The sequence below is a fragment of the Rothia sp. ZJ1223 genome (assembly GCF_016900985.1).
GTDB lineage: Bacteria > Actinomycetota > Actinomycetes > Actinomycetales > Micrococcaceae > Rothia.
This window is the reverse complement of record NZ_JAFEUT010000005.1, coordinates 19,229-43,313: the sequence shown is the minus strand read 5'-3', so window position 1 is coordinate 43,313 and position 24,085 is coordinate 19,229. Positions and strand designations below refer to the sequence as shown.

Here is a 24,085-nt window from a genome sequence, read left to right as displayed (position 1 = left end):
CCACTGTGTGGTGCTTCGTGGGTTTAAGCATATTTTAGGTCTGCCTTACTGTGAACCATTTCGCACCGGGTCTGCAGAAGTGAGATGAAATCAACGCCAGTTCTTGAGATGGGGAGGGGGGCGACTCTGTATGTAGCAGGGGTGAGAGGGGGCTGTAGAGGGGCGGACGCGTCCGTCAGCTTTGTTGTTGCGGAGGCGAGAAAACGATGTAAGCGCTGAAACAAACCCCCAAGAGGCAAAATTGCAAAATCTTTTTCTATGCCCTAAAGTTGTACCTGTTGTTCGCAACCGAACAACATTTTTGCTTGTTATCAAGTGAAACCTTGCGAAACCTATGTTTCAAAGGGCGGTGGCTCAATTGGTAGAGCAGCGGTCTCCAAAACCGCAGGTTGCAGGTTCGAGTCCTGTCCGCCCTGCTTTTACAAAGCCTCATTAGAAAAATTTTTGACGTTTCGGCGTTGATCATCACGAAAGGGGCTTAGTGCTCATGGCTAAGTCTGTTGCAGCCGCTCACGATTCAGATACGCAAAAACGCGGTTTCTTTGGTGGAATTTTGCAGTTCATTCGCGAAGTCATCGCAGAACTCAAAAAAGTAACCACCCCCACCAGTAAAGAACTCACCAATTACGTGGTTGTTGTCCTCGCGTTTGTGGGGTTCATGTTGCTTCTGATTTTCGGTCTTGACTGGTTGTTCGGTCAGGCTGCTTTCTGGATTTTCGGCAATGGTGACGTACCCGGTGTCTAAATGGTTTAGCACCTCCGGCAAAAATAAATTAGACTGTAGCTAAAGACCTTTTAAAACAAAGAACCTTCGTCAAGTGCTCTTGATGGGAGGTTCTTTCAGTATCACGAGAAAGCAGGCTGCCGTGTCGGATCAGGAATTTTCGTCCGAGCTTGATGAAGCTATCGAAGCATCAGAAACCACCGAGATTGAGAACGCAGAAGCTGAAGACTCAGAGAACGTACCCGTTGCGGAGCCTGTAGAAGCTGAGGAGCCCGCAGAAGCTATTGAAGTTGCTGCAGCTCAGGTTGCTGAGGAAACCGCGGGAGAAGAAGCACCCGCTGTTGATCCCATGGAAGAGTTCAAAGCCAAGTTGCGCCGCCAAGAAGGCGACTGGTTCGTCGTTCATACCTACGCAGGCTACGAAAACCGCGTGAAGACTAACCTTGAGACCCGTGCTCAGACCTTCAATGCTGAAGAAGACATTTTTGAGATCCAGGTACCTATGGAAGAGGTCATGGAGGTCAAGAACGCTTCAAAGAAGATGGTTCGTCGTGTGCGCATTCCCGGTTACGTGCTGGTTCGCATGAACCTGACCGATGAGACCTGGGGCGTGGTGCGCCACACCCCCGGCGTTACCGGCTTCGTCGGTCAGGATGCCTACAACCCCGTACCCCTGCGTCTGAACGAAGTCATTGATATGTTGGCTCCCGTCTTTGAAGCAGAGCTGGCAGAAGCTGGCGAGGTTCCCGCAGCTGCTCCCCAGTACGAAACCGGCTGGGAGGTTGGTGAGGCTGTCACTGTCAACGAGGGTCCTTTTGAGGGTATGCCCGCAACCATTTCAGAGATTAAGCCCGAATCGTCATCGATGGTTGTGCTCATTTCTGTCTTTGAGCGCGAAACCCCCGTGACCCTCAACTTCGGTCAGGTCACCAAGATGTAATCAGTCCGTTCGTGGCTGTTTCCGCCCCGCCTGCGCGCGTCCGCAAACCCCTAGAGAGGGTGTATGACGCGCACAGGTGGGTTTTTATATGCCCGTCGCATGCTTGCTCTGGAGGGTATGTGAAGAAGCAGACATACGCAGAAAAAGCGCGCCAGTGGTTTTAAGGACGCAGAGACACTAAGATGGTGTGTTGCATGTGTTTACCTAACGCTTGGTAAAGATATGCCCGGCAACCGCGCCACGGTTGCCACCAGCCAGCGTCACGCTCCTGTGCGTTGGTTCAACAGCTAAGAAAAGGATGCTTACATTGGCTCCCAAGAAGAAGGTCACAGGCCTCATCAAGCTGCAGATTCAGGCAGGCGCTGCTAACCCCGCTCCTCCTGTTGGCCCCGCACTGGGTCAGCACGGCGTGAACATCATGGAGTTCACTAAGGCGTACAACGCTGCAACTGAACACATGCGCGGCAACATCGTTCCGGTTGAAATCACCGTTTACGAAGACCGTTCATTCACCTTCATCACCAAGACCCCTCCCGCATCAGGTCTCATTAAGAAGGCTGCTGGCGTTGCTAAGGGTTCAGGCGTTCCCCACACCCAGAAAGTCGGCTCAATCACCGAAGCTCAGGTTCGTGAAATCGCTGAGACCAAGATGCAGGACCTCAATGCAAACGACATCGACGCAGCAGCGAAGATCATTGCAGGTACCGCACGCTCAATGGGTATTGAGGTTAAGTAACACCTCCCCGTAGCTTTTAGCTACACACAACAATTTTTAGGCGCTAGCGACTAGGCATCTAGTAGCTGGCATGTGGGAAGAGCCCGCGCGGTTCATATTCACCACAACTGCATAAGGAGATAAGCAGATGGCAAAGCGCAGCAAAGCGTACCAGGCAGCTGTAGCCAAGATTGAAGAGGGTAAGTTCTACACCCCCGCCGAGGCTATTGCTCTTGCAAAAGAAACCTCATCAACCAAGACCGACGCAACCGTTGAGGTTGCACTGCGTCTTTCAGTTGACCCCCGTAAGGCTGACCAGATGGTGCGCGGCACCGTTAACCTGCCCAACGGCACCGGTAAAACTGCACGCGTTGTAGTTATTGCTGAAGGTGATAAGGCAGCAGAAGCTGAAGCAGCTGGCGCAGATTTCGTTGGTTCAGACGAACTGATCGCTAAGATTGCTGGCGGCTGGGTTGACTTCGACGCAGCAGTTGCTACCCCCAACCTCATGGGCAAGGTAGGTCGCTTGGGTAAGGTTCTTGGTCCTCGTAACCTGATGCCGAACCCCAAGACCGGTACCGTCACCATGGATGTCACCAAGGCTGTTAACGACATCAAGGGCGGTAAGATTGACTTCCGCGTTGACCGTAACTCAAACCTTCACTTCATCATCGGTAAGGCTTCATTCTCAGAAGCTCAGCTGGTTGAGAACTTTGAGACAGCTCTTGAGGAAATCAACCGCCTCAAGCCCTCATCATCAAAGGGTCGCTACATCTCAAAGGCTACCGTTGCTACCACCTTCGGCCCCGGCGTTCCCGTGGATCCCTCAGAGGTTGCAGCATAATCTAGCTTTTTAGGTTTATAGCTTTTATAAGAATCCGGCACCTGCTTGCAAGAGTCAGTGCCGGATTTTTGTATATCTGCATCAACATGATTTGTTGAAATCATTGCCGGTCGCCAATATAGGTTTCTATGGTTATGGCAAGCTGTTGCACATTTACCGTTGCAATAGGGAGCAACATGAGACCGGTGAGAAAAATCTGGTTGTTATGCGTAATCTTGTTTTCGTTGGGGAACAACAATCATCGTAGTAACAACGATTTACGGCGGTATTCAATACCGGATTGCGAAGATGCTGGAGAGGCAGACTTAACCGCTCCCCAAGAGCTTATGTGTGCGTATTCAGTAGGATCTTGGGTTCTTTGCGGGGGTTCTGGCTACGAGACCTTGGTGGGCTTGATCTTTCACCTGAGACCATACTTTTTGTGGTGAAAAGTCCAAAGAGCTAGTCACGATGAAGCTGGTGTGTGGTGAGCATCCTTGACCTTGTTTATCTGAAAACTGTTTTCATTACCGTACACCCAGCTTCGTGTACGGCGGGTACAGCCGGTGTATGGCAAGTTGCCAGACGCTGCGAGCGGTGGCTTGCGCGTCCTCTCGCAATGGCACCCCTGTGAGCTTGAACTGTCAGCCTTTAAGTGATTAAGCCCGCTTAATCCCGGAATTTACAGCTTTAACTTGTTCATCGTAGCCTCGGTGTGGTTAGATGGAAGAACCAAAGACCGCCGGTCACTGGATATTTCTGTGCTTGTTAGCTCTCAAGGCAAGCAAACGCTGAAATGCCCATCGAAGAACTCGTATGAGTCGCCTGCGTAGGTGAAGAACTTGACACACCAAGCTTGAATTTTTAGCTTGCGTATTTCATGCCTCGACGCCTTCGCTTCGAGGCTTTTTTTATGGGTTCAAAACTGGCCGGTGTGTTTAGAAAAGATCGGAAGGAATACCATGGCAACAGCAGAAAAGGCAGCTGTAGTTGTAGAGCTGAAGGAACGTTTCTCAAGCTCCAACGCAGTTGTACTCACTGAGTATCGTGGTCTCTCAGTTGCGAAGCTCAAAGAGCTTCGCCGCGCTCTCGGCGCAGAGACCGAATACGCCGTGGTGAAGAACACCCTAGCAGGTATCGCTGCTAAGGAAGCTGGCATCGACGCGTTCGAGGGGCAGCTTGCAGGTCCTAGCGCAATTGCATTCATCAACGGTGAATTCATTGACGCTGCAAAGGCACTGCGTGACTTCGCCAAGGAAAACCCCCAGCTTATCGTCAAGGGCGGCTTCTACGAAGGTGAAGCTCTTGATGAGGCAGGTGTCAACCGCTTCGCAAACCTCGAATCACGCGAGGTTCTGCTGGCAAAGGTTGCAGGCGGCGCGAAGGGTGCGCTCTCCAAGATTGCACGCACCGTGGATGCCCTGCGTATCAAGCTCGAAGAATCAGAAGGTGCAGCACCTGCGGCAGAAGCAGCAGAAGAAGCACCCGCAGAGGACGCAGAGTAATACTCTTCCTCACGGAAGGTGTCACCACCTCACCTGATACTTCAGGTAGCCCGCACCTGCGGGCGGTAGATTACAAGATTTTTCAAAGGTAGGGAAAACCCTACACTGATAAAGAAGGAGCCTCACAATGGCTAAGCTTTCAATCGAAGAACTCATTGCAGCATTCAAGGAACTCTCACTCGTAGAGGTTTCAGAATTCGTTAAGGCATTCGAAGAAGAATTCGACGTAACCGCAGCAGCTCCCGTTGCAGTTGCAGGCGTAGCAGGCGGCGACGCTGGTGCAGCTGAAGAGCAGACCGAATTCGACGTAGTTCTCGAATCAGCTGGCGATAAGAAGATCGCAGTTATCAAGGAAGTACGTGCGCTGACCTCACTGGGTCTGAAGGAAGCTAAGGATCTCGTTGACTCAGCTCCCAAGGCTATCCTCGAAGGCGCTTCAAAGGAAGACGCAGAGAAGGCAAAGGAAGCTCTCGAAGGCGCTGGCGCAACCATCACCCTCAAGTAATTCTTTTACTTTTTGCTCCTACAGAATGGCAACGTTCTGCAGTGAGAATCGACAAGGCGGTACTCGTTACGAGTGCCGCCTTGCGGCTTTAACGGGGGTGGATGCGTCCGCCTGCTTGGAGAGCATACGTTCCTAGGAGTTTTTCGGGGCTGGGTAAGGAAGGGGAGTAGCCGTACGGGTGGCACCTGCACGGGGTAGGATGATGAGATGCTCACCGGAACCTTGTGACTTGCCCCGACATACTGCGGTGTTGATAGCGCTAACGAATTGTGCAATGCCTAGAATGTAGTAGGCAAACGTTTGACATAACGGAAGGTACCCGTCACCTGTGGATATTTACGCCCCGCGCACCGACGCTACTGAACTGCTTGAAGCTGCCGAGACAGCCTACCTACAGCACGCCCAGACTGTGCAGGAAGACCCGGAGTACCCCAAACTGCACCTAGCCCCACCGGTGGGTAGGCTCAATGACCCCAACGGCTTGCTCTACGACAACGGCGTGTACCATGCTTTTTACCAGTACTCACCGCTCCACCCCACTCGCGCAGTTTTTTGGCGTCACGCCACCAGCACCGATTTGACACGCTGGGAGGACGACCAGACCGCTATCGCCCCGGTGACCTGGTACGACAAATCCGGTTGCTACTCGGGCTCAGGGTTTATTGCCCCCGACGGTACTTACGAATTTTTCTACACCGGCAATATCAAAGACGATAATGATGTACGTAGCGTCTACCAAGCCATGTTCGTATCAAAGGATCAGGGCAGGACCTTCGAGCGTTTAGAATCAAACCCCCTCATCGCCGATCAGCCCGCAGGCTACACCGCCCACTTTCGTGACCCCCACCTTGTAGAGCGTCATGGCGCGTATGCCGCGGTGCTCGGTGCTCAACGTGAAGATCTGACCGGTGCAATTGCCTTATACACTTCGGAGGATCGCCGCAACTGGAACTTTGAGGGCGAAATCGAGTTCTCTGATCCTGCGTTGCACGCTATGGGCTACATGTTGGAATGTCCAATTCTTTTTTCGATGGTTGATGAGGCAACTGGCGAAGAGAAAGATGTGATGATGTTCTGCCCGCAGGGCATGGAGGCTGAGGGTGAGAAATACAACAACATTTATCAGTGCGGGTATGTGGTGGGAAAACTGACCGGCACATCATTTGCTGTGGAGCAGGCATTTACCGAGATTGACGCTGGTTTCGAGTTCTACGCCCCACAGACCGTTCACAAGGCTGAAGACACCCACGGTGCTCCTGTGCTGATGGCGTGGATGGGCAACGCCGAGCAAGACGATCAGCCCAGCTGGGATAAGAACTGGGTGCATATGCTCACCTACCCGCGTGAACTTTCCTTGCGTGGCGGCAAAATCTACCAGCGTCCTGTCTCGCAACTGGAACGAGTGTTACCGCTTGAGCCTGTAACTGTTGGTGCTGATGGTGTTATCGCTCAGTTGGGCGGACGCCGCCAGTTTAGGCTAGCGGGCACCGCTAACCTCAGTCAGGGCGACGTTCGAATTGTACTTACTGATGGTGCAAGCGACGCTGTTATTCTTACCCTTACGCAAGACTGTGCTGTGCTGGATCGCAGCGGAACCCGCTATCAGGTAGGCGGAGCCACCCGTCATCGCACCCTGCCGCTCAGCGATACTAAGGATTTCGAAATGCTCTTTGACGGTTCTGCCGTGGAGGTCTTTGTCGACGGCGGTAGAGAAGTCTTTACCAGCCGCGTCTTTTTGCATGAAGAACCGGGGGAGTTGCGCGTTCGCGCCACTGCACAAGGAGTTCTCAGCAACGTTAGTGTAGGCGTTATGGACCGTTAGCGAAAGCATGAAGAAAAACCACCTACTTTCTCACCAAGTGTAGGTGGTTTTTCAACTCTCATTGCCAAACCTCGCGGTGGTGATGCATCTCAGCGGATGCTGTTCTGGGGCGAAGAAATCATGGCTTTCAAGCGGTAAACCTACCAAGTTTTGGTACTGACCCAGCCATACAAAATATGCGAGCCCGATAACAAGCAATGATAGGATTACACTGTATCTAAACTCAACGGTGAGCGCTGACATATGATCTCACCAGTAACCAAGGAGGGTCTTCGCATGGCAGGCTTTTTCTCAAAAATTTTTGGTGGATCAAGTAACGAGCAACAGGCGCCGGTGGCTCCGGTAGCTGCGGCAACCGGTGGTAACCAGCTAGTACTGGGCGCTCACATGAACGGTACCGTTCACGAACTTTCTCAGGTTTCTGACCCCACTTTCTCCACCGGTGCGCTAGGACCCGGTGCAGCTATCGAGCCCACCGAAGGCGTCCTGTACGCTCCTGCTGACGGCGAACTCACCGTAGCTTTCCCCACCGGTCACGCCGTCGGCATTCGCACCCCCGAAGGTGTAGAGCTGCTCATCCACATCGGCTTCGACACAGTAGAACTCGATGGTAAGCACTTTGATATTCAGGTTAAGAAGGGCGACAAGGTCAAGCGCGGCGACGTACTGGTGAAGTTTGACCTTGAAGCAGTCAAGGCAGCGGGTTACGACATCACAACCCCCCTTGTGGCAACCAACCACAAGCGAATCGTTGCCTCAACAGCTCTGCACCAGAGCACCGCTGGTTCAGCGCCCATTACCGCAGGTGATGACTTCTTGGTCTACAGCTTGAACCAGTAAAACTTCTCAGTGCTACGGCATTGTTGTAACAGCAACCGCTCCACGACGGAGCGGTTGCTTTTTATATCATGACGAGGTTCTACACCCACATTCGCCGAAACTCGCACCGCACTAGGGCAGATGCATGGTACTTTAGAATTCAATAGACCGGACCACGCAGAAAAGAAGCAGTCCCGGTTTCCTCCTGTGGAAGGTGCTTTCATGAAGATTACCGTGCGCGAAGCGACGGCTGCTGACATCCCCGGTGCCATTCACGCCCTCGTCGATGGATTCAGCAAAGACCCCGTCATGAGTGGGGCGCTCGGTGGCTCCATGAAAATAGAACGCATTCGTGCCCTCTTTGAACTCCAGATTCGCACCCAGTATTCCCACACCGACCAAGGCAGAGTAGACGTCGCCGTCGATACCTCAGGTAAAGTTCTTGGGGCTGCGCTCTGGGCAACCCCTCACAAATCAACTAGCTTTGTGGACGAGCTCAAACAAGTAGGTGAATACGTTCAGGTTCTGCGCGGCTCCCTTATCAGCGCCGCTCTAACCGAGTACAAGCTGCTCAAAGCGCGTCCAGTCTTCAAACACTGGTATCTGTACACCATTGGCGTACATGAGGACGCGCGCGGTCACGGGGTTGGTAGCGCCCTCCTTGACTTCCGCCGCGAACAGCTGGGTGAATATCCCGCCTACCTAGAAGCCTCTACATATAACAGCGCAGCCCTCTACAAACGTCACGGTTTCGTAGAGCTTGGCGGTTACGGCAAACTCTCCAAAGCAGCCATCGGCATGTGGCACCCGGCACCGATCTCATCCATCGACAAAAACCACGCGACCACCAGATAAGACGCCCCAGCCCACTTCACACTAACTCATCCAGACGAAAGAACCTTCACGTGGCACACCCCAAACTGCACGACGTTGCTGCGCTCGCCGGTGTTTCTGTAACGACTGTATCGCGAGTGCTCAATAACCGCGGCTACCTGAGCGAGGCCACCAAAAATAAGGTTTTTGCTGCGATTGAAGAACTTGATTACCGACCGAACGCTATCGCCCGCTCCTTGCAAAACCAGCGGACCAATCTTATAGCCCTTATCTTTCCCACCATGGTTAATCCTTTTTATGGGGAGATTGCCACACACCTTGAACGGACTTTGTCGGCGCGTAATTACAGGGTGGTGCTGTGTAATAGCCAGGGGCACCCGGCACGTGAAGAACGCTACCTTGAGATGCTACGTGCCCGACAGGTCGATGGCATTATTACAGGCGCTCACTCAGAGGTGATTGCTACCTACCCTAAACTTGACGCGCCATTGGTGACCATTGACCGTGAACAAACCGATAAGTACCCCAATATTCGTTGCGATAACTACGGGGCTGCGCAGCAGGTGACCAAAATGCTGATTGAAAGTGGGGCGCAGTCGATAGTGCATATTGCCTCAACTATCTCTGCTACGAACGAGCGTCAGCGCGGTTATACCGAGCAGATACTTGCCGCAGGATATGAGCCACAGATTCTTGAAGTCGGTTTCACCACCGAATCCGAGCGCAAACGTCACCTGATTGAAGAGTATCTCAACGAGCATCCTGACGTAGATGCTGTGTTTGCTTCTAACGATGTGTACGCGGCGCACACTTTATCATGGGCACAGAAAAACGGTGTGAAGGTTCCTGAGGATCTTCAGGTTATTGGTTTTGACGGTACCGAGGCGTTACGTACCCTTTTTCCGCACCTTGCAACCGTGGTTCAGCCGTTAGAGGCTATTGCCCAGCGGGCAGCAGACCACCTGATTGCCGCTATCGAGAATCAGCCCCTTGATACTGATGCTTCTTTAGATGTTCTCAAAGCTGATATCTTGATGGGGAAAACCCTCCGCAAGTAGTTCCTTTACAGCGCTGGGGTTAGGGCAGGGGAAGATAGCCTACCTGCTCACCGGTAGCTGCCCCCTGTGCGGGTACAACCGCCAGTACATCAGCTCGAGCAAACCCCCCCAGCATGTGAGACTGCGAGCGCTTGAGGACGTGCAGGGCACCTGCTTGCCACCGGGCAGGTTGAAGGGCAATACTCTGTTTGCCGGTGCCTGGGTGAGCGGCGGCAATTGGGGCAGTAGCAAGGGTCGATAGCGGACGCGAGTACGCGGCATCGAGTGCTACGGGCACATAGGAGCACAGGGCTGTGTAGGCAGCGAAGGGGTTGCCGGGTAGACCGAGTAAGATGCGTCCATCTGGTAACAGCGCGGCGAGGGCGGGGTGACCGGGGCGTACTGCCACGGATTCGAAAATATAGGTTGCCTGCAGCCGTGCCAGGGTGGAACGTACCATGTCTACGCCGGAGGTGCTGGAGCCGCCGGTGACCATGAGAATCTGGGCATCGGTGGAGCTGATCCAGGTATCGAAGGCGCCCGGAGTGTCTGCTAGACGTTCGGTGCGTGCAACCTGCGCGCCGTAAGCCTCAAGGAGGGGTTCGGCAAAAGAGGAGAATGCATCACGTACCTGACCGGGACCGGGTACACCGCTGGTAATTACTTCGTTGCCGCTAAAAGCGACGGCGACGGTGACGGGGTTGAAAACATCTACGGTGTCGATACCGCCCATAGCCAGGGATGCGCCCAATCTGGGGGTCAGCGTGGTGCCTGCGGTGGCGAGGGTAGCTCCGGCTGCGCGTTCTTCACCGGTGCGGCGCATATCTGCTCCCTCACGGGGAGCTTCGCCGAGGGGTTCTATGTAGCTGTGACCGTCACGGATGAAACTGCGTGAATGCTCACTGCGCAGAATACTGGTGGCACCTGCCGGGAGTAGACCGCCCGTGAAGATGGGGGTTGCGGTGCCGGGGGTGAGGTCAACGGTGATGCGGTGAACGTTGGCGGTGGGGTCTTGAGGGTAATCCGGGTAGATGAGTTGCCAGGGCGGAGCACCTGCGGTGGCGTAACCGTCCATTGCCGATGAGTCGTAGTGGGGTACGGCAAGGACTGTGGTGACATCTGATGCTAGGGTGCGACCGATTACCTGGGAGAGGGGGAGCTGCTCTCTAGCAATTGAGAGGTGTTGAGTAACAGTGCGGTGGAGGTTTTCACGAGCCTGGTACCAGCTGATCGACGGCAGATGGTGGCTCATCGGTCGCCGCCAGCGGTGGGCTGATCGAAACCACTGGTACGTGCCTGCTCCCAGGTGTCTACATCATCAATGGAGCGAGCGGGTAGCTCAATAATCTCGGGGTTTAGAGTTCGCAGGGCTGAGCGCACGGACTTATTGTCCATTTCGCCTTTGAGCGCCTCCACCAGCTGATGTGTGTGGTAGATTCCGGCAAGAGGTTGCAGTACTCCTCCAGCTTGGCCCATAAAACCCACCTGATGGTCGGCTTGAGCTGCTGCGGTCAACAGCGCCGGTATAGCTTCTGCGATGTGGGGCATATCGACGCTGAAAATAGCCGTCCAGGGGGCGTAATCGCCAGTGGACTTAAGGACGCGCGCACCGGCTGCAAGCGCAGCGGCGGGACCCGAGAATACGGGTTGTTCGCGGGTGAGGTGAACTTCCGGGGGCACAGGCAAATTTTCAGGACCTACAACCACCTTATATTTAGCGCTTGAAACAGCTAACAGGGTTGAATCCAGAAGGGTCACTGCACCGTTACTCAAAAGTGCTTTCGGGGTGCCACCTAGACGCGAAGAACGTCCGCCCGCCACAATGATTGCGTTGTAATCCATGGGTTTTAGCCTCCGGCAAAGGGAGGCAACACATCGACGCGGGTAGCCCCTGCAAGCGAGGCAGTAGCGGGGGAGGACTCGCCATCAATCAGGAAGGAGCACTGTGCAAGTACCTGCCCCAGACTCATGCCTGCGGCAGTGGTACCGGTGAAACGGGTAGGCAGGTAATTGAGCAAGGCAGCTAGGGTAGGCTCCTTCAAATCCTCAAGGGAAACTTCTGCTGAGCTGGTACCTGCAGCGGCACGCGCTGCCGCAAAAAAGTGAACATTCACAAAAATTAACCTCCGATAGCGCTCATGGAGCGTTCTGGTTGCACAAAGTCTTCAGCTTCAAAACCGGCACTGTTTTTGCCGTGTGCCGCAGGCTTACTCCACATAGCACCGCGCCAGATATCGGCGACTTCTTCATCGCTGGCACCGCTGCGCAGGGCACCCATAAGGTCAGTTTCGGTCAGCGAGAAGAGGCAGCTGCGTACCTTACCATCAGAAGTGATACGGGTGCGTGAGCACGCTGAGCAGAAAGGCTCGGTAACTGAGGCGATGATGCCGATTTGACCCAGGACGCGCGTCGTCCCCTTTTCCAAGACGTCCCACAGCATTGCCGGTGAGCTTTTGCGGGGTACCGGGTGCGGGGTTAAATCGTAGGTGCGCTCTACCATCTCGCGCATCTGGTGGGCGGTAATCATATTGTCACGGTCCCAGTTGTGGTCTGCATCCAGCGGCATTTGTTCAATGAAACGTAGTTGGTAGCCGCGCTCTAACGCCCAATCTACGATTTCAGGGGCTTCGTGGTCATTCACGCCGGGCATGAGTACAGCGTTAATTTTGATGGGGCTGATACCCCGAGAGGCAGCGTAGTCGATACCGCGGATGACATCGTCCAAGCGGTCACGGCGGGTGAGCTTGGCGAAAGTTTCGCGGCAGATAGTGTCCATTGAAACGTTCAGGCGGGTAAGACCTGCATCAATCAACTCGTCGATCTTCTTTTCAAGACCGATACCGTTGGTGGTGACAGAGAGGGGAACCTCGGGGAACTCCGCGCGAATTTGACGCAAGATTTCGGGAAAGTCAGCGCGAACTAAGGGTTCACCGCCGGTAAAACGGATTTCTTCAACCCCCAAATCACGCACGCCAATACGGGCAAGGCGCACTACCTCATCAAGAGAAAGCAGATTATCTTTGTGCAACCACTGCAACCCTTCAGCTGGCATGCAGTAAACACAGCGTAGATTACACTTATCAATGAGTGAGATACGCAAATCGGTAGCCGTGCGCCCCCACTGGTCAAGCAGTTTGCGACCACCAAGCGGGGGAGTAGAACCGGGTACGGTATTGCCGTTGGCGCCTCGTACAGAGATAGCGCCTAACGGTTGGGCGGTAGACATGAAAGCAACCTTCAGTAAATTTGCATATTTCAGGTAATAATTAGATTAGCCCACATTGGGCAGTCATACCATCTTGCTATGATACGTAGGGTTATTACAAGGGGGAATACATATGCCGGGCAGAGCACAGGTGCTGTTTGCTACCCTTGGTCTTACCTTGCTGAGCGCTTGTACACCAAGCAGTGATCCCACCGCTAACGCTGCTGATTCCTTGGTTATTTTCGCGCCAGCGTCCCTCGCAGATGCCGGTGCAGAACTCGAAAAAAGTTTCGAAGCCAGCCACCATGTTGAGATAGAAATCAACTATGCAGGCACGCCCACGCTGATTCGCCAGCTGACAGACGGTGCTAGAACTCATATTCTGATGACAGCAGATGACGCGGCGATGGAATCAGCGCAGGCGCAACTACCGGAACTCAGCACCCCCGCCCAGAAATTCGCGGGCAATCGCCTTGTACTCGCTACCGCACCGGGCAACCCCGCTGGTATTTCGGCTGTGACCGACCTGAGCCAAGAGGGCGTACTCACCGGGATTTGCGCGTCCGATGTTCCCTGCGGCAGATTAGCCACCACCTTTTTAGAATCTCAGCAGCTAGAGCTAAGTCAGCCGGTTGAAGAAACCTCCGTGGCAAAGGTCGCCACAAAAGTTGCAACTGCCGAGATTGACGCAGGTTTTATCTACACCACCGACGCACAACACCTGTCAGATTCAACGGTGATCACTCTTGAGGGTCTTCCTTCCAACACCTACTCTCTTGCCTTGATGACGAATGAGAGCGTGCATCCGGCAGCCGATGACTTTGCCCAGTGGATCACTGGGGACGTCGCGCAAGACATTTTGAGTGCCTACGGATTCGAGAGAGCATAAATGCCACGCGCTGCCCTTGACCGTACCCTGATGCCCCGCTGGTTTTTTATTCCGGTGGCGGTAGCCCTTGTTCTGACTGCGGGCCCCTTACTGGGGCTAATGCTTCAGGTACCCTGGAGCAACCTCGGGGAGCTGCTCACCGCCCCCGGTATCGCGCAGGCAACGACGCTTTCAGTGACTACAGCACTGGTGTCTACGGCAGTGTGTATTGCACTCGGCGTTCCGCTGTCACTGTGGATCGCTCGGGTGCTTCCTCGCAGCCGTCACTCATCGCTAGCTCATATTCTCCACGCAGTGGTATACGCTCCGGTGGTGCTTTCTCCGGTGGTGTCGGGTCTTGCACTGGTATATTTCTGGGGCAGACGCGGTTTGCTCGGTAGCGTATTAGCGCAGGGGGGAATAAACATCGCTTTCACCCCGCTAGCAGTAGTGCTCGCCCAAGTTTTTGTTGCCCTACCTTTTTTCGTGGCGACCTACATGAACGTTTTGCGTACCGTGCCGGTTGAATACGAAGAAATAGCACTCACAGAAGGTGCTAGCCCGTGGCACATCATTATCAAGGTGCTGTTGCCGCTGACCTTACCCGGTCTGGCAACAGCCGCCCTCCTGTCTTTTGCAAGGGCTTTGGGGGAGTTCGGCGCGACCCTCATGTTCGCCGGTAATTTGGAGGGCAAAACCCGCACCCTACCGCTCAATATTGAGCTAATGCTTTCATCAGCAGATACCGGCGCTGCACTCGGTAGTGCCCTAGTGATGATTGCTCTCTACCTGCTACTTGGTGCTCTTTTTGCCCTGGGCAAAGTGATGCGCAGAAAGGCATAAGCTGTGGTTTCTTTTTTCACCTCTGCACACAACCTGAGCCCGAACAGCTACGTCGATGCTCTGGCTGCCTTGCTGGGGGGCTATCTTCCCAGCGCTACACAGAGTGTGCCGCTGGCACAGGCCGTCGGCAGGGTCTTGGCATCCGATGTACTTGCCGCCCACAGCTCACCCACCTTCGACAACTCTCAGATGGATGGTTACGCGCTAACAGCCGTCTCTGCCCGCCGCGAGAACCGGGTCTTCACCGTCGGGCACGATATACCGGCAGGTTTTAGCGGCAATGTAGTGTGTGATGACGATATCGCCTACCCCATTATGACCGGCGCTCCGGTGCCCGCTGGCTACGGTGCCATCGTGCCGGTTGAACGTTCACGGGTGGTTAGCGCAGATGCGGACGCGCAGGGTTTCGCAGCTGAGGGGCAGCAGGTTGAGCTTGAACAAGTAGCACCGGGCACCTTCATCCGCACCGTGGGCGAAGATATTCAAAAGGGGGAGCTTCTCGTACCAGCTAGCACCCTACTCACCGCTGTTCACGTGGGTGTTCTCGCCGCCCAGGGAATCGCTGAGATCATCGTACAATCAAGCCCGCGCGTCCTGCTCTATACCGGTGGCGAAGAAGTCACCACCGGGCAGCTCACTGCCGGGAAAATCTATGACGCCAACGCCCCTATGCTGCGCGGACTGCTTGTCACAGACGGCATAGATGATGTGTATACCCGGCAGATCAATGATGACCCGCAGTCTCTGATTAAGGCTCTAGAACACGACTGCGCGCAGCTCAACCCCGATCTGATTCTCACCTGCGGGGGCATCAGCGCCGGCCGCTATGAAGTGGTGCGTAACGCACTCACCTCCCTGAATACCTCACAGAAACAAACCAACAGCGGTATGAATGCTCTCTCTTGGTTTGGTCACGTCAGCCAGCAACCCGGAGGTCCTCAGGGAGTGAGCCTCCTGAACACCGGTCAACGGCAGGTCCCTTTTGTTTCGCTCCCCGGCAACCCCGTCAGCACCCTGGTGACCTACACTGCGCTGCTCCGCCCCTCCCTCGTAGCCAGCAGGCACCTCGCCCCAGCGCGTGTATTGGTCGCTCAAGCATCACTCACAGCCGAACAACCAGTTTCTGGTCTAGAACACAAAACTCAGTTCCGCAGAGGTATCGTTCGCCTGAACCCGGCAAACGGCGCCCTTACCTGCCACCTTCACGGTGAGACCGGCTCGCACCTTTTACACGCCGCCTCAGAAGCAAACGCCCTCATAGAATTCGAGCCCAGTAACAGCTACGTACCGGGTGATAGCGTAAAAGTACACCTGCTCCCGGGCGCACTTTTTCACTGACCCAAGAAAAACCAAAAGAAAGATTTTTCGTGAACACACCCCACCACCTCACTCACGTCCGCGCTGATGGCAGCGCCCACATGGTCGATGTAACAGAGAAATCAGAAACCACCCGCACCGCCGTTGCAGAGGGTTTCGTGCGTACCCGATCAGACGTCATCGAGCAGATTTTTGACGCAGATTTGCCTAAAGGGGACGCTCTGCCGGTAGCTCGCGTCGCGGCTATCTTGGGTGCCAAGAAAACCCCCGACATCATTCCCCTGTGCCACCCCCTACCCCTGGGTAAAATTACGGTAGATTTCGATCGCCTTGCCGAGGCTGTGCGCATCGAAGTCTCCGTCAAAACCCGCGGCGTCACAGGGGTCGAGATGGAGGCACTCACCGCCGTCTCATCCGCCGCTCTCACCGTGTTCGACATGATTAAAGCCGTCGATAAACACGCAGTCATCGACGGTGTTCGAGTGCTGAGTAAATCCGGTGGAAAATCCGGGGATTGGTCAGTGAACAATGACTAGAAAAGAACCGCTGATGATGGAGGGAAAACCCGCCCGCGCGCTGGTCATCGTCTCATCAACTCGCGCCTCCAAAGGCATCTACCCCGATAAATCAGGCCCTATCGCCGTGGAATGGTTGCGCTCGCAGGGCTTTGAGACCCCGGACGCCACCGTGGTGGCAGATGCTGATATGCCCGCCTATTTCGCATCCGTCATTGAGGCGGGCAACCTACCCACCGTCATTCTGACCTCCGGTGGCACCGGCTTGAACACCGATGATCAAACCGTTGAAGCGGTGCGCCCCCACCTCGATAAAGAAGTGCCGGGCATTATGCACGCCTTTTGGACGCTGGGACTCACCAACACCCCCGCCGCCGTCCTCTCCCGCGGAGTTGCCGGCACCATCGGTACCACTTTCATTATGACTTTGCCTGGTTCGGTGGGGGGTGTGACTGATGGCGTCACCACCCTTGAAAAACTCCTCCCGCACATCATTCGTCAGCTACAGGATTACCATGATCACTAACGAGCACCTTGCCCAGTACCCCGCCACGGAACCAGCCACCTCAGCGGTGGTTCACACCGACATCATCGAAGACCGTCTCGAAGACTACTACCAGCAGTGGCGCGAAGCCGTCATGATCCCTGGCATGGGAGCCCTCGTTATTTTCGACGGTATTGTGCGCGATCATGACCACGGTGAATCGGTCGCTGGCCTCTCTTATTCGGCACACCCCCTCGCCACCGAAAAAATCGCCGAGGTTGTAGCAGCAGTCGTCGAGGCAACCCCCGGCGTGCGAGCGCTAGCGGTGCATCGAGTCGCCGATATTCCCATTGGTGAATCAGCCCTCACCGTTATGGCTGCTGCAGCTCACCGCGGTCTAGCTTTTGATATCTGCGAAAAAATCGCGGACGATATTAAGGCGATGGTTCCCATCTGGAAGGAACAGACCCTTACCGATGGCAAAGTTGAATGGGTAGGAATCGAATCCTCATGCTAGAGAACTTCAGCTCCATCGAACTACAGCTTTACCGCAGGCAGATGATTCTGCCGGAGTGGGGAGCCGCCGCCCAAAATACCCTCAAGGACGCGCACCTTGTTGTTGTCGGCGCTGGTGGGCTGGGATCTCCTGCACTGCTTTACCTCGCTGCTGCGGGAATTGGTACGCTCACTGTTATCGACGATGATCAGGTGGAGCTTTCTAACCTTCACCGCCAGATTATTCATACTTTTGCTGCCGCGGGTAACTCTAAGACCGAATCGGCAGCTTACGCCATGCGATCGCTTAATCCCACTATTACGGTGCGCACGGTGCAAGAGCGCTTGAGTAACAAGAACGCTCACTCTCTGTTTGCTGATGCTGATGCAGTGCTCGATGGTAGCGACAATTTTGAGACTCGGTACCTGGTCTCGCGGGCCTGCGCTGAGGCTGGCATACCGCATATTTGGGGTGCCATTCTTGGCTTTGACGCGCAGATGAGCGTTTTCTGGCAGGGGAGGGGGCCAGTGTATGAGGATCTTTACCCGGTGATGCCTGCTCCCGGTTCAGTGCCTAACTGCGCGACCGCTGGCGTCCTTGGACCACTGGCGGGTGTTGTGGGCACCTCCATGGCGCTAGAAACTTTAAAACTGCTGACCGGTGTGGGCATACCGATGATTGGCACGGTGGGGTACTACTCGGGGCTTGATGGGCGCTGGGACTACATTCCTCTCAAGGCATCTGAGCGCCGTGAAAATACTTCTGAGCTTCCCTTTATACAGAGTTCTGAAAATTCACAAGGTTCAGATGAACCTAGCGTAACAATTGGTCATAAAAATTTTATTGACGTGTCATCGCTTTCTTTTGAATCACCGCAAGAGGTGGAGGTTGAACAGATTGAGGGGCTCTTGGGTGAGGGTGAGATCAACCTCATCGATGTTCGCGAAAAACACGAGTTTGATGCTTTAGCTATTCCTGGTGCTATTCACCTGCCTCTGTCGCGCCTGGAGCAGCTGCAGAATGAGGGTGGCGATTTCGCTGAAATTTCAGAGCTTTTGATGGTAGATGATAAGCCGGTGATTCTATACTGCGCGGCAGGGGTGCGCTCGCTGCGTGCTCAAAGCATCTTGGCGGACGCAGGTGTGGGGGCTTTTGCTTCCCTAGCAGGGGGTATCAATGCCTGGCTTGAGAACGCTTGACGTGGAAAATAAATTTGAATTAGCGAACATTTTTATTTGGTATTTTTAATACCTATTTTTTTGTAGGCTTGGGTGTATGACTCAGACATCGTATGTACCCGGCCCGGACGGCCCGGTCTCTGACCGCCTCATTAAGTTTGGAAAGTTCTTCTCTAAATGGGAAGAATCAGAAGATAACCGCACCGTCTACCGTCAGGGTGGGCGCAAAGGCGATGTCTTCTATCGCGACCGCTGGAGCTACGACAAGGTTGTACGCTCCACCCACGGTGTTAACTGCACCGGCTCATGCTCCTGGCAGGTATACGTCAAAGACGGCGTGATTACCTGGGAAGCTCAGGCAACCGATTACCCCACCATTGGCCCCGACCGTCCCGAGTACGAACCCCGCGGCTGCCCCCGCGGTGCTGCGTTCTCGTGGTACACCTACTCACCTACCCGCGTAAAGTACCCCTACATTCGCGGTCCCCTGCTTGAAATGTACCGCGAGGAAAAGGCACGCATCGGTGACCCCGTTGAAGCCTGGACCGCTATCGTCTCAGACCCCGAAAAGCGCAACCGCTACGTGACTGCCCGCGGTAAGGGCGGTTTGGTGCGTGCTACCTGGACTGAGGCATTAGAAATCGTCGCTGCCGCCCAGATTCACACCATTCGTACTTACGGTCCTGACCGTAACATCGGCTTCTCACCCATTCCTGCTAAGTCAATGGGTTCACACGCCTCCGGCGCTCGTTACATCGAGCTCATGGGTGGCGTTATGACCTCCTTCTACGACTGGTACGCTGACCTGCCCGTGGCATCACCCCAGGTTTTCGGTGACCAGACAGACGTCCGCGAATCTGGTGACTGGTGGGACGCCACCTACCTCATGATGTGGGGTTCAAACATTCCCGTGACCCGTACCCCTGATGCTCACTGGATGGCTGAGGTTCGCTACCGCGGTACCAAAGTTGTCACCGTGTCACCGGACTACGCTGATAACACCAAGTTCGCCGATGAGTGGTTGCCCGCTCAGCCCGGTACGGACGCAGCGTTGGCTATGGCAATGGGGCACGTGATTCTCAAGGAAAACTTTGTGGATCAGCGCGTAGAGTTCTTTGAAGACTACGTCACCACCTACACCGACTTCCCCTTCTTGGTTCGCCTCGAAACCCGTGAAGACGGCACCAAGGTTCCCCATAAGTTTGTGAAGGCTTCAGACCTTTCCATTGGAGAGGGTCAGGCTGATGCTGACTTCAAGACCGCTCTTATTAACCGTGACAACGGTGAGGTCTTTATTCCTAACGGCACCTTGGGTCACCGTTACAACGAAGAAGACATGGGCAAGTGGAACCTTGATTTGAACGGCGTTAAACCCGCCCTTTCCATCAACGATGTTGCCGGTGGTGCTACCGGCGTTGCCGAAATTAAGCTGCCGGCCTTCGATACTCCTGACGGTGCCGGTCACGTGGTCTCACGCGGTGTTCCCACCCTCATGGTGGAGGGTATGGAAGTCACCACCGTCTTTGACTTGATGCTGGCACAGTACGGTATCGGTCGTCCCGGTTTGCCCGGTAACTGGGCAAAGGGTCTTGACGATGTGACCACCGAGTACACCCCCGCATGGCAGGAAGAAATCACTTCGGTACCCGCCGAGGCCGTTATTCGTGTGGCACGTGAATTTGCACAGAACTCCATTGATTCAAAGGGTCGCACTATGATTATTCTTGGTGCGGGTATCTGTCAGTGGTACCACGGTGATGCTACCTACCGCGCTATCTTGGCGCTGCTGATGATGTGTGGCTGTGAAGGCCGCAACGGCGGCGGCTGGGCTCACTACGTGGGTCAGGAAAAGGCTCGCCCGATCACCGGTTGGGCGCATATGGCGAACGCTCTTGACTGGGTTCGCCCTCCACGCACCCAGGCAGGTACCTCCTTCTGGTACATGCACACCGACCAGTGGCGTCTTGATGGTTACTCCGCTGACTCCCTGCAATCTCCCCTTGCCAAGGGTGAACTCAAGGGCGTTCACACCGCCGATATTCTGGCGCGCTCTGCCCGCATGGGGTGGATGCCTTTCTACCCGCAGTTCCCCGAGAATTCACTGGATTTGGCCGATAAGGCAGCGGTAGCTGTCGAATCAGGCGCCGCTGAGAACCCTGCTGCTTACGTTGCAGGACGCTTGAACTCAGGAGACCTTGAATTCTCGGTTGAAGACGTGGATAACCCCGTCAACTGGCCGCGCACTTTGATGCTCTGGCGTAACAACTTGCTGGGTTCGTCCGCTAAGGGTGAAGAGTACTTCCTCAAGCACTTACTCGGTACCCACAACAACGTCATGGGTGCCGGTGACTCAGATGTGCATCCGCGTGAAATCAAGTGGCACGAGAACGCTCCCGAGGGCAAACTTGACCTGTTGGTGACTGCGGACTTCCGTATGACCTCATCTACCCTGTCATCGGATATCGTGTTCCCGACCGCTACCTGGTACGAGAAGTTCGATATTTCATCGACCGACATGCACCCTTACATTCACGCCTTCACCCCGGCTATTGACCCGCCGTGGGAGGCTAAGACTGACTACCAGACCTTCAAGGAACTGGCGTACGTCTTCTCCAAGTTGGCTGCTAAGCACCTGGGCACTCGTAAAGATGTTGTCTCTGTGCCTTTGCAGCATGACACTCCCGGTCAGATTGCCCAGCCCGGCGGTCATGCCCCGGACTGGAAGAACCAGGGCGTCAAGGGTATTCCCGGCAAGAACATGCCGATTTTCACGGTGGTCGAGCGTGACTACCCGGCTCTGTACGATATGTACACCTCGGTGGGTCCGCTGCTCTCGAAGCTCGGTACTACCACCAAGGCAATCACTGTTGATGTTAATCCGCAGCTGGCGAAGCTGGCGGAGGAGCACGGTGTGATGAACTCCGGTAAGGGTGAGGGGCTACCCGCACTCGATACCATCGAGAAGCTGGTTGATACCATCTTGGCGCTCTCGGGTACCTCAAACGGTCCGGTAGCTATTGCTGGCTTCAAACAGCTCGAAAAGCGAGTGGGCAAGAAGTTCGTTCACTTGGCTGAGGGCAACGAAGAAAAGCGTATTACGTTCCGTGATACCCAAGATCGCCCCTGCCCGGTCTTTACCTCACCCGAGTGGTCAGGTTCAGAAACCGGCGGCCGCCGCTACGCTCCCTTCACACTGAACATCGAGCAGCTCAAGCCCTTCCACACGCTCACCGGCCGTATGCACTTCTTCTTGGATCACGACTGGATGAACGAGATGGGCGAGCAGATGCCGACCTACCGTCCACCGCTGGATATGCATAAGCTCTTCAACCAGCCGATTCTGGGTACACAGCAGGACGAGGTCACCATTGCGGTGCGTTACATGACCCCGCACAACAAGTGGGCTATCCACTCGTCCTACCACGACAACCTTTACATGCTGGCGCTTTCTCGCGGTGGCTCCCACGCATGGATTTCCCCGCAGGACGCCGAGCGTATTGGTGTCAAGGACAACGACTGGATCGAGTGCATCAACGACGGCGGTGTCTTCGTTGGACGCGCGGTGGTCTCACACCGTCTGCCACAGGGAGTTGTCTATGTTCACCACGCCCAGGAACGTCTGGTCGATACTCCCAAGTCGGAGGCAACCGGCAAGCGCGGCGGTATTCACAACTCGGTGACCCGAATTCTTGTGAAGCCCACCCACCTTATCGGTGGTTACGCGCACCAGGCATACGCCTTCAACTACCTGGGACCGACCGGTAACCAGCGAGATATTGTTTCCGTTATTCGCCGCCGCAAGCAGGAGGTAACCTACTAATGCGCGTTATGGCTCAAGTTTCAATGATTATGGCACTGGATAAGTGCCTGGGTTGCCACACCTGTTCGGTAACCTGTAAGCAGGCGTGGACTAACCGTACCGGTACTGAGTATGTGTGGTTCAATAACGTCGAAACCCGCCCCGGTTTGGGTTACCCCAAGCGTTACGAGGATCAGGAGAAGTGGAAGGGCGGCTGGCAGCTGAACAAGCGCGGACGTCTGGAACTCAAAGGCGGTAACCGCTTCAAGAAGCTCTTTACCCTCTTTGCATCTCCTGTTCAGCCCGAGATGAGTGACTACTACGAGCCGTGGACCTACGACTACGAGAACCTCACTAACGCTCCTTTGGGCGATGACTTTCCCGTTGCTGCACCGAAGTCTTTGATTACCGGTGAAGACACCGCTATTGACTGGTCAGCGAACTGGGACGATGACCTCGGCGGTACTTTTGTGACCGGTAACGAGGATCCCATCGTGCAGAAGATCCGTCAGGAATCAGAAGAGAAGATCAAGTTCGAATTCGAAAAGACCTTCATGTTCTACCTGCCGCGCATCTGCGAGCACTGCCTGAATCCCTCCTGCATGGCGTCCTGCCCCTCAGGTGCTATCTACAAGCGTGAAGAAGATGGCATTGTACTGGTTGATCAGGATCAGTGCCGCGGTTGGCGTCAGTGCATCACCGGTTGCCCCTACAAGAAGATTTACTTCAACCACGCATCGGGTAAGGCAGAAAAGTGTACTTTCTGCTACCCCCGTATCGAGCACGGTATTCCTACCGTTTGCGCGGAAACCTGTGTGGGTCGTATGCGCTACATCGGTATCTTCCTCTACGACGCTGATCGTGTGACCGAGGCTGCGTCAGTACCCGATGAGAAGGATCTGTACGAGGCACAGCTTGATTTGATGCTTGACCCCTTCGATCCCCAGGTCATTTCTGAGGCGAAAAAGAGCAATATTCCCTCAGCATGGATTGAAGCTGCACAGAAGTCACCGGTCTACAAGCTGGCGAAGGAATGGAAGATTGCTCTTCCGCTTCACCCCGAATACCGCACCATGCCCATGGTCTGGTATGTGCCGCCGCTGTCACCGATTATCGACTTGCTCAAGGAACAGGGGCACGACGCTGAATCCAAGGACAACCTCTTTGGTGCCATCGACTCCCTGCGTATTCCCGTCGAGTACCTGGCAGAGCTCTTCACCGCTGGCGATAAAACCATCATCGTTGACGTGCTGAAGAAGCTGGCAGCAATGCGCTCCTACATGCGTGATATCACCCTCGGCAACGTGGGTAACGAAGAAATCGCTAACGCTGTGGGTATGACCGGTGCTCAGATGTACGAAATGTACCGCCTCATGGCTATCTCAAAGTACGACGAGCGCTACGTAATTCCCGCAGCTCACATGGAAGATGCCCACAACCTCGAAGAGACGGGCTGCTCGCTGGAAGGCGAGGGTGGTCCCGGCATGCTCTACGACGATGCCTTCTCGGGCATGGGCGACCGCCCTGTTCCGGTCTCAGCCGGTTCTTATGCCAACGCCCAGCGAGCTGACGGTAAGGTCAACATTTTCATGTGGGACGGCAACGGTCGCCCCGATGCCCTGTTCCCCGATACCACCAGTTCTAAGAAGGCGTAGG

At 54.9% G+C, this 24,085-nt stretch carries 23 protein-coding genes and 1 tRNA gene; 20 read left to right on the top strand and 4 right to left on the bottom strand.

Going from position 1 to position 24,085, the window contains the following annotated elements; genetic code table 11:
* Window positions 1-343: 343 nt before the first annotated feature.
* From JTP09_RS07625 to JTP09_RS07575, 11 genes are all read left to right on the top strand, one after another.
* Window positions 344-416 (top strand) — tRNA-Trp (locus tag JTP09_RS07625).
* 71 nt (window positions 417-487) lie between these two features.
* On the top strand, window positions 488-745 hold the full coding sequence (gene secE / locus JTP09_RS07620) for a preprotein translocase subunit SecE (RefSeq protein ID WP_204877866.1): 258 nt from the start codon (window positions 488-490) through the stop codon (window positions 743-745).
* A gap of 100 nt (window positions 746-845) precedes the next feature.
* A complete protein-coding gene (gene nusG / locus JTP09_RS07615) occupies window positions 846-1,664 on the top strand; it encodes a transcription termination/antitermination protein NusG (RefSeq protein ID WP_370592545.1) in 819 nt (272 codons plus the stop codon).
* A gap of 307 nt (window positions 1,665-1,971) precedes the next feature.
* A complete protein-coding gene (rplK, locus tag JTP09_RS07610) occupies window positions 1,972-2,400 on the top strand; it encodes a 50S ribosomal protein L11 (RefSeq protein ID WP_204877864.1) in 429 nt (142 codons plus the stop codon).
* Window positions 2,401-2,527: 127 nt separating this feature from the next.
* A complete protein-coding gene (gene rplA, locus JTP09_RS07605) occupies window positions 2,528-3,223 on the top strand; it encodes a 50S ribosomal protein L1 (protein ID WP_204877863.1) in 696 nt (231 codons plus the stop codon).
* 941 nt (window positions 3,224-4,164) lie between these two features.
* Entirely contained in the window at window positions 4,165-4,707 is a 543-nt protein-coding gene (gene rplJ, locus JTP09_RS07600; protein ID WP_204877862.1) for a 50S ribosomal protein L10, read from the top strand.
* 127 nt (window positions 4,708-4,834) lie between these two features.
* Window positions 4,835-5,212: a 50S ribosomal protein L7/L12 gene (gene rplL / locus JTP09_RS07595; RefSeq protein ID WP_204877861.1), complete on the top strand. Its 378-nt coding sequence runs from the start codon at window positions 4,835-4,837 to the stop codon at window positions 5,210-5,212.
* Between the two features lie 328 nt (window positions 5,213-5,540).
* Window positions 5,541-7,034 carry a glycoside hydrolase family 32 protein gene (locus tag JTP09_RS07590; RefSeq protein WP_204877860.1) on the top strand — a complete coding sequence of 498 codons (1,494 nt, stop codon included), beginning with the start codon at window positions 5,541-5,543 and terminating at the stop codon, window positions 7,032-7,034.
* Between the two features lie 276 nt (window positions 7,035-7,310).
* Window positions 7,311-7,874 carry a PTS glucose transporter subunit IIA gene (locus JTP09_RS07585; RefSeq protein WP_239479078.1) on the top strand — a complete coding sequence of 188 codons (564 nt, stop codon included), beginning with the start codon at window positions 7,311-7,313 and terminating at the stop codon, window positions 7,872-7,874.
* 201 nt (window positions 7,875-8,075) lie between these two features.
* On the top strand, window positions 8,076-8,708 hold the full coding sequence (locus JTP09_RS07580; protein ID WP_204877858.1) for a GNAT family N-acetyltransferase: 633 nt from the start codon (window positions 8,076-8,078) through the stop codon (window positions 8,706-8,708).
* Between the two features lie 50 nt (window positions 8,709-8,758).
* Window positions 8,759-9,745, top strand: a complete 987-nt coding sequence (locus JTP09_RS07575) for a LacI family DNA-binding transcriptional regulator (RefSeq protein WP_204877857.1) — start codon at window positions 8,759-8,761, stop codon at window positions 9,743-9,745.
* A 19-nt stretch (window positions 9,746-9,764) separates the two neighbouring features.
* Here the strand turns inward: JTP09_RS07575 and JTP09_RS07570 are convergent, their stop codons facing one another.
* From JTP09_RS07570 to moaA, 4 genes are read right to left on the bottom strand one after another with little or no spacing between them, the layout of a single operon-like run.
* Window positions 9,765-10,976 carry a molybdopterin-binding protein gene (locus JTP09_RS07570; protein WP_204877856.1) on the bottom strand — a complete coding sequence of 404 codons (1,212 nt, stop codon included), beginning with the start codon at window positions 10,974-10,976 and terminating at the stop codon, window positions 9,765-9,767.
* Window positions 10,973-11,566: a molybdenum cofactor guanylyltransferase gene (locus tag JTP09_RS07565; protein ID WP_204877855.1), complete on the bottom strand. Its 594-nt coding sequence runs from the start codon at window positions 11,564-11,566 to the stop codon at window positions 10,973-10,975. The genes JTP09_RS07570 and JTP09_RS07565 overlap by 4 nt, the downstream gene beginning before the upstream one ends.
* Before the next feature lie 5 nt (window positions 11,567-11,571).
* Window positions 11,572-11,838: a MoaD/ThiS family protein gene (locus tag JTP09_RS07560; RefSeq protein WP_204877854.1), complete on the bottom strand. Its 267-nt coding sequence runs from the start codon at window positions 11,836-11,838 to the stop codon at window positions 11,572-11,574.
* A 5-nt stretch (window positions 11,839-11,843) separates the two neighbouring features.
* On the bottom strand, window positions 11,844-12,950 hold the full coding sequence (gene moaA, locus JTP09_RS07555) for a GTP 3',8-cyclase MoaA (protein ID WP_204877853.1): 1,107 nt from the start codon (window positions 12,948-12,950) through the stop codon (window positions 11,844-11,846).
* Between the two features lie 112 nt (window positions 12,951-13,062).
* On the opposite strand from moaA, the gene modA reads away from it, so the two are divergent.
* The 9 genes from modA to narH all read left to right on the top strand — a co-directional run bounded on the left by modA (window position 13,063) and on the right by narH (window position 24,084).
* A complete protein-coding gene (gene modA, locus JTP09_RS07550; RefSeq protein ID WP_204877852.1) occupies window positions 13,063-13,818 on the top strand; it encodes a molybdate ABC transporter substrate-binding protein in 756 nt (251 codons plus the stop codon).
* The gene (locus tag JTP09_RS07545) at window positions 13,819-14,640 is read left to right on the top strand and encodes an ABC transporter permease (RefSeq protein ID WP_239479077.1); all 822 of its coding nucleotides are present in this window, start codon (window positions 13,819-13,821) and stop codon (window positions 14,638-14,640) included.
* Between the two features lie 3 nt (window positions 14,641-14,643).
* A complete protein-coding gene (locus JTP09_RS07540) occupies window positions 14,644-15,978 on the top strand; it encodes a molybdopterin molybdotransferase MoeA (RefSeq protein WP_204877851.1) in 1,335 nt (444 codons plus the stop codon).
* A gap of 80 nt (window positions 15,979-16,058) precedes the next feature.
* Window positions 16,059-16,493: a cyclic pyranopterin monophosphate synthase MoaC gene (moaC, locus tag JTP09_RS07535; protein WP_239479089.1), complete on the top strand. Its 435-nt coding sequence runs from the start codon at window positions 16,059-16,061 to the stop codon at window positions 16,491-16,493.
* A 13-nt stretch (window positions 16,494-16,506) separates the two neighbouring features.
* A complete protein-coding gene (locus tag JTP09_RS07530; RefSeq protein WP_204877850.1) occupies window positions 16,507-16,998 on the top strand; it encodes a MogA/MoaB family molybdenum cofactor biosynthesis protein in 492 nt (163 codons plus the stop codon).
* On the top strand, window positions 16,988-17,473 hold the full coding sequence (locus JTP09_RS07525; RefSeq protein WP_204877849.1) for a molybdenum cofactor biosynthesis protein MoaE: 486 nt from the start codon (window positions 16,988-16,990) through the stop codon (window positions 17,471-17,473). The genes JTP09_RS07530 and JTP09_RS07525 overlap by 11 nt, the downstream gene beginning before the upstream one ends.
* Window positions 17,467-18,651: a ThiF family adenylyltransferase gene (locus tag JTP09_RS07520; protein WP_204877848.1), complete on the top strand. Its 1,185-nt coding sequence runs from the start codon at window positions 17,467-17,469 to the stop codon at window positions 18,649-18,651. The genes JTP09_RS07525 and JTP09_RS07520 overlap by 7 nt, the downstream gene beginning before the upstream one ends.
* A gap of 76 nt (window positions 18,652-18,727) precedes the next feature.
* Complete coding sequence (locus JTP09_RS07515) at window positions 18,728-22,450, top strand: nitrate reductase subunit alpha (protein WP_204877847.1); 3,723 nt, start codon at window positions 18,728-18,730, stop codon at window positions 22,448-22,450.
* A complete protein-coding gene (gene narH / locus JTP09_RS07510) occupies window positions 22,450-24,084 on the top strand; it encodes a nitrate reductase subunit beta (protein ID WP_204877846.1) in 1,635 nt (544 codons plus the stop codon). Before JTP09_RS07515 ends, narH begins: the two co-directional genes overlap by 1 nt.
* Window position 24,085: the final 1 nt, after the last annotated feature.

Excerpts from the sequence above, each read along its gene's own strand:
- secE (WP_204877866.1), top strand. The coding sequence starts at position 488 with ATGGCTAAGTCTGTTGCAGCCGCTCACGATTCAGATACGCAAAAACGC.
- rplA (WP_204877863.1), top strand. The coding sequence starts at position 2,528 with ATGGCAAAGCGCAGCAAAGCGTACCAGGCAGCTGTAGCCAAGATTGAA.
- rplJ (WP_204877862.1), top strand. The coding sequence starts at position 4,165 with ATGGCAACAGCAGAAAAGGCAGCTGTAGTTGTAGAGCTGAAGGAACGT.
- rplL (WP_204877861.1), top strand. The coding sequence starts at position 4,835 with ATGGCTAAGCTTTCAATCGAAGAACTCATTGCAGCATTCAAGGAACTC.
- JTP09_RS07585 (WP_239479078.1), top strand. The coding sequence starts at position 7,311 with ATGGCAGGCTTTTTCTCAAAAATTTTTGGTGGATCAAGTAACGAGCAA.
- JTP09_RS07580 (WP_204877858.1), top strand. The coding sequence starts at position 8,076 with ATGAAGATTACCGTGCGCGAAGCGACGGCTGCTGACATCCCCGGTGCC.
- JTP09_RS07570 (WP_204877856.1), bottom strand. The coding sequence starts at position 10,976 with ATGAGCCACCATCTGCCGTCGATCAGCTGGTACCAGGCTCGTGAAAAC.
- JTP09_RS07565 (WP_204877855.1), bottom strand. The coding sequence starts at position 11,566 with ATGGATTACAACGCAATCATTGTGGCGGGCGGACGTTCTTCGCGTCTA.
- moaA (WP_204877853.1), bottom strand. The coding sequence starts at position 12,950 with ATGTCTACCGCCCAACCGTTAGGCGCTATCTCTGTACGAGGCGCCAAC.
- modA (WP_204877852.1), top strand. The coding sequence starts at position 13,063 with ATGCCGGGCAGAGCACAGGTGCTGTTTGCTACCCTTGGTCTTACCTTG.
- JTP09_RS07545 (WP_239479077.1), top strand. The coding sequence starts at position 13,819 with ATGCCACGCGCTGCCCTTGACCGTACCCTGATGCCCCGCTGGTTTTTT.
- moaC (WP_239479089.1), top strand. The coding sequence starts at position 16,059 with ATGGTCGATGTAACAGAGAAATCAGAAACCACCCGCACCGCCGTTGCA.
- JTP09_RS07530 (WP_204877850.1), top strand. The coding sequence starts at position 16,507 with ATGATGGAGGGAAAACCCGCCCGCGCGCTGGTCATCGTCTCATCAACT.
- JTP09_RS07525 (WP_204877849.1), top strand. The coding sequence starts at position 16,988 with ATGATCACTAACGAGCACCTTGCCCAGTACCCCGCCACGGAACCAGCC.
- JTP09_RS07520 (WP_204877848.1), top strand. The coding sequence starts at position 17,467 with ATGCTAGAGAACTTCAGCTCCATCGAACTACAGCTTTACCGCAGGCAG.
- JTP09_RS07515 (WP_204877847.1), top strand. The coding sequence starts at position 18,728 with ATGACTCAGACATCGTATGTACCCGGCCCGGACGGCCCGGTCTCTGAC.
- narH (WP_204877846.1), top strand. The coding sequence starts at position 22,450 with ATGCGCGTTATGGCTCAAGTTTCAATGATTATGGCACTGGATAAGTGC.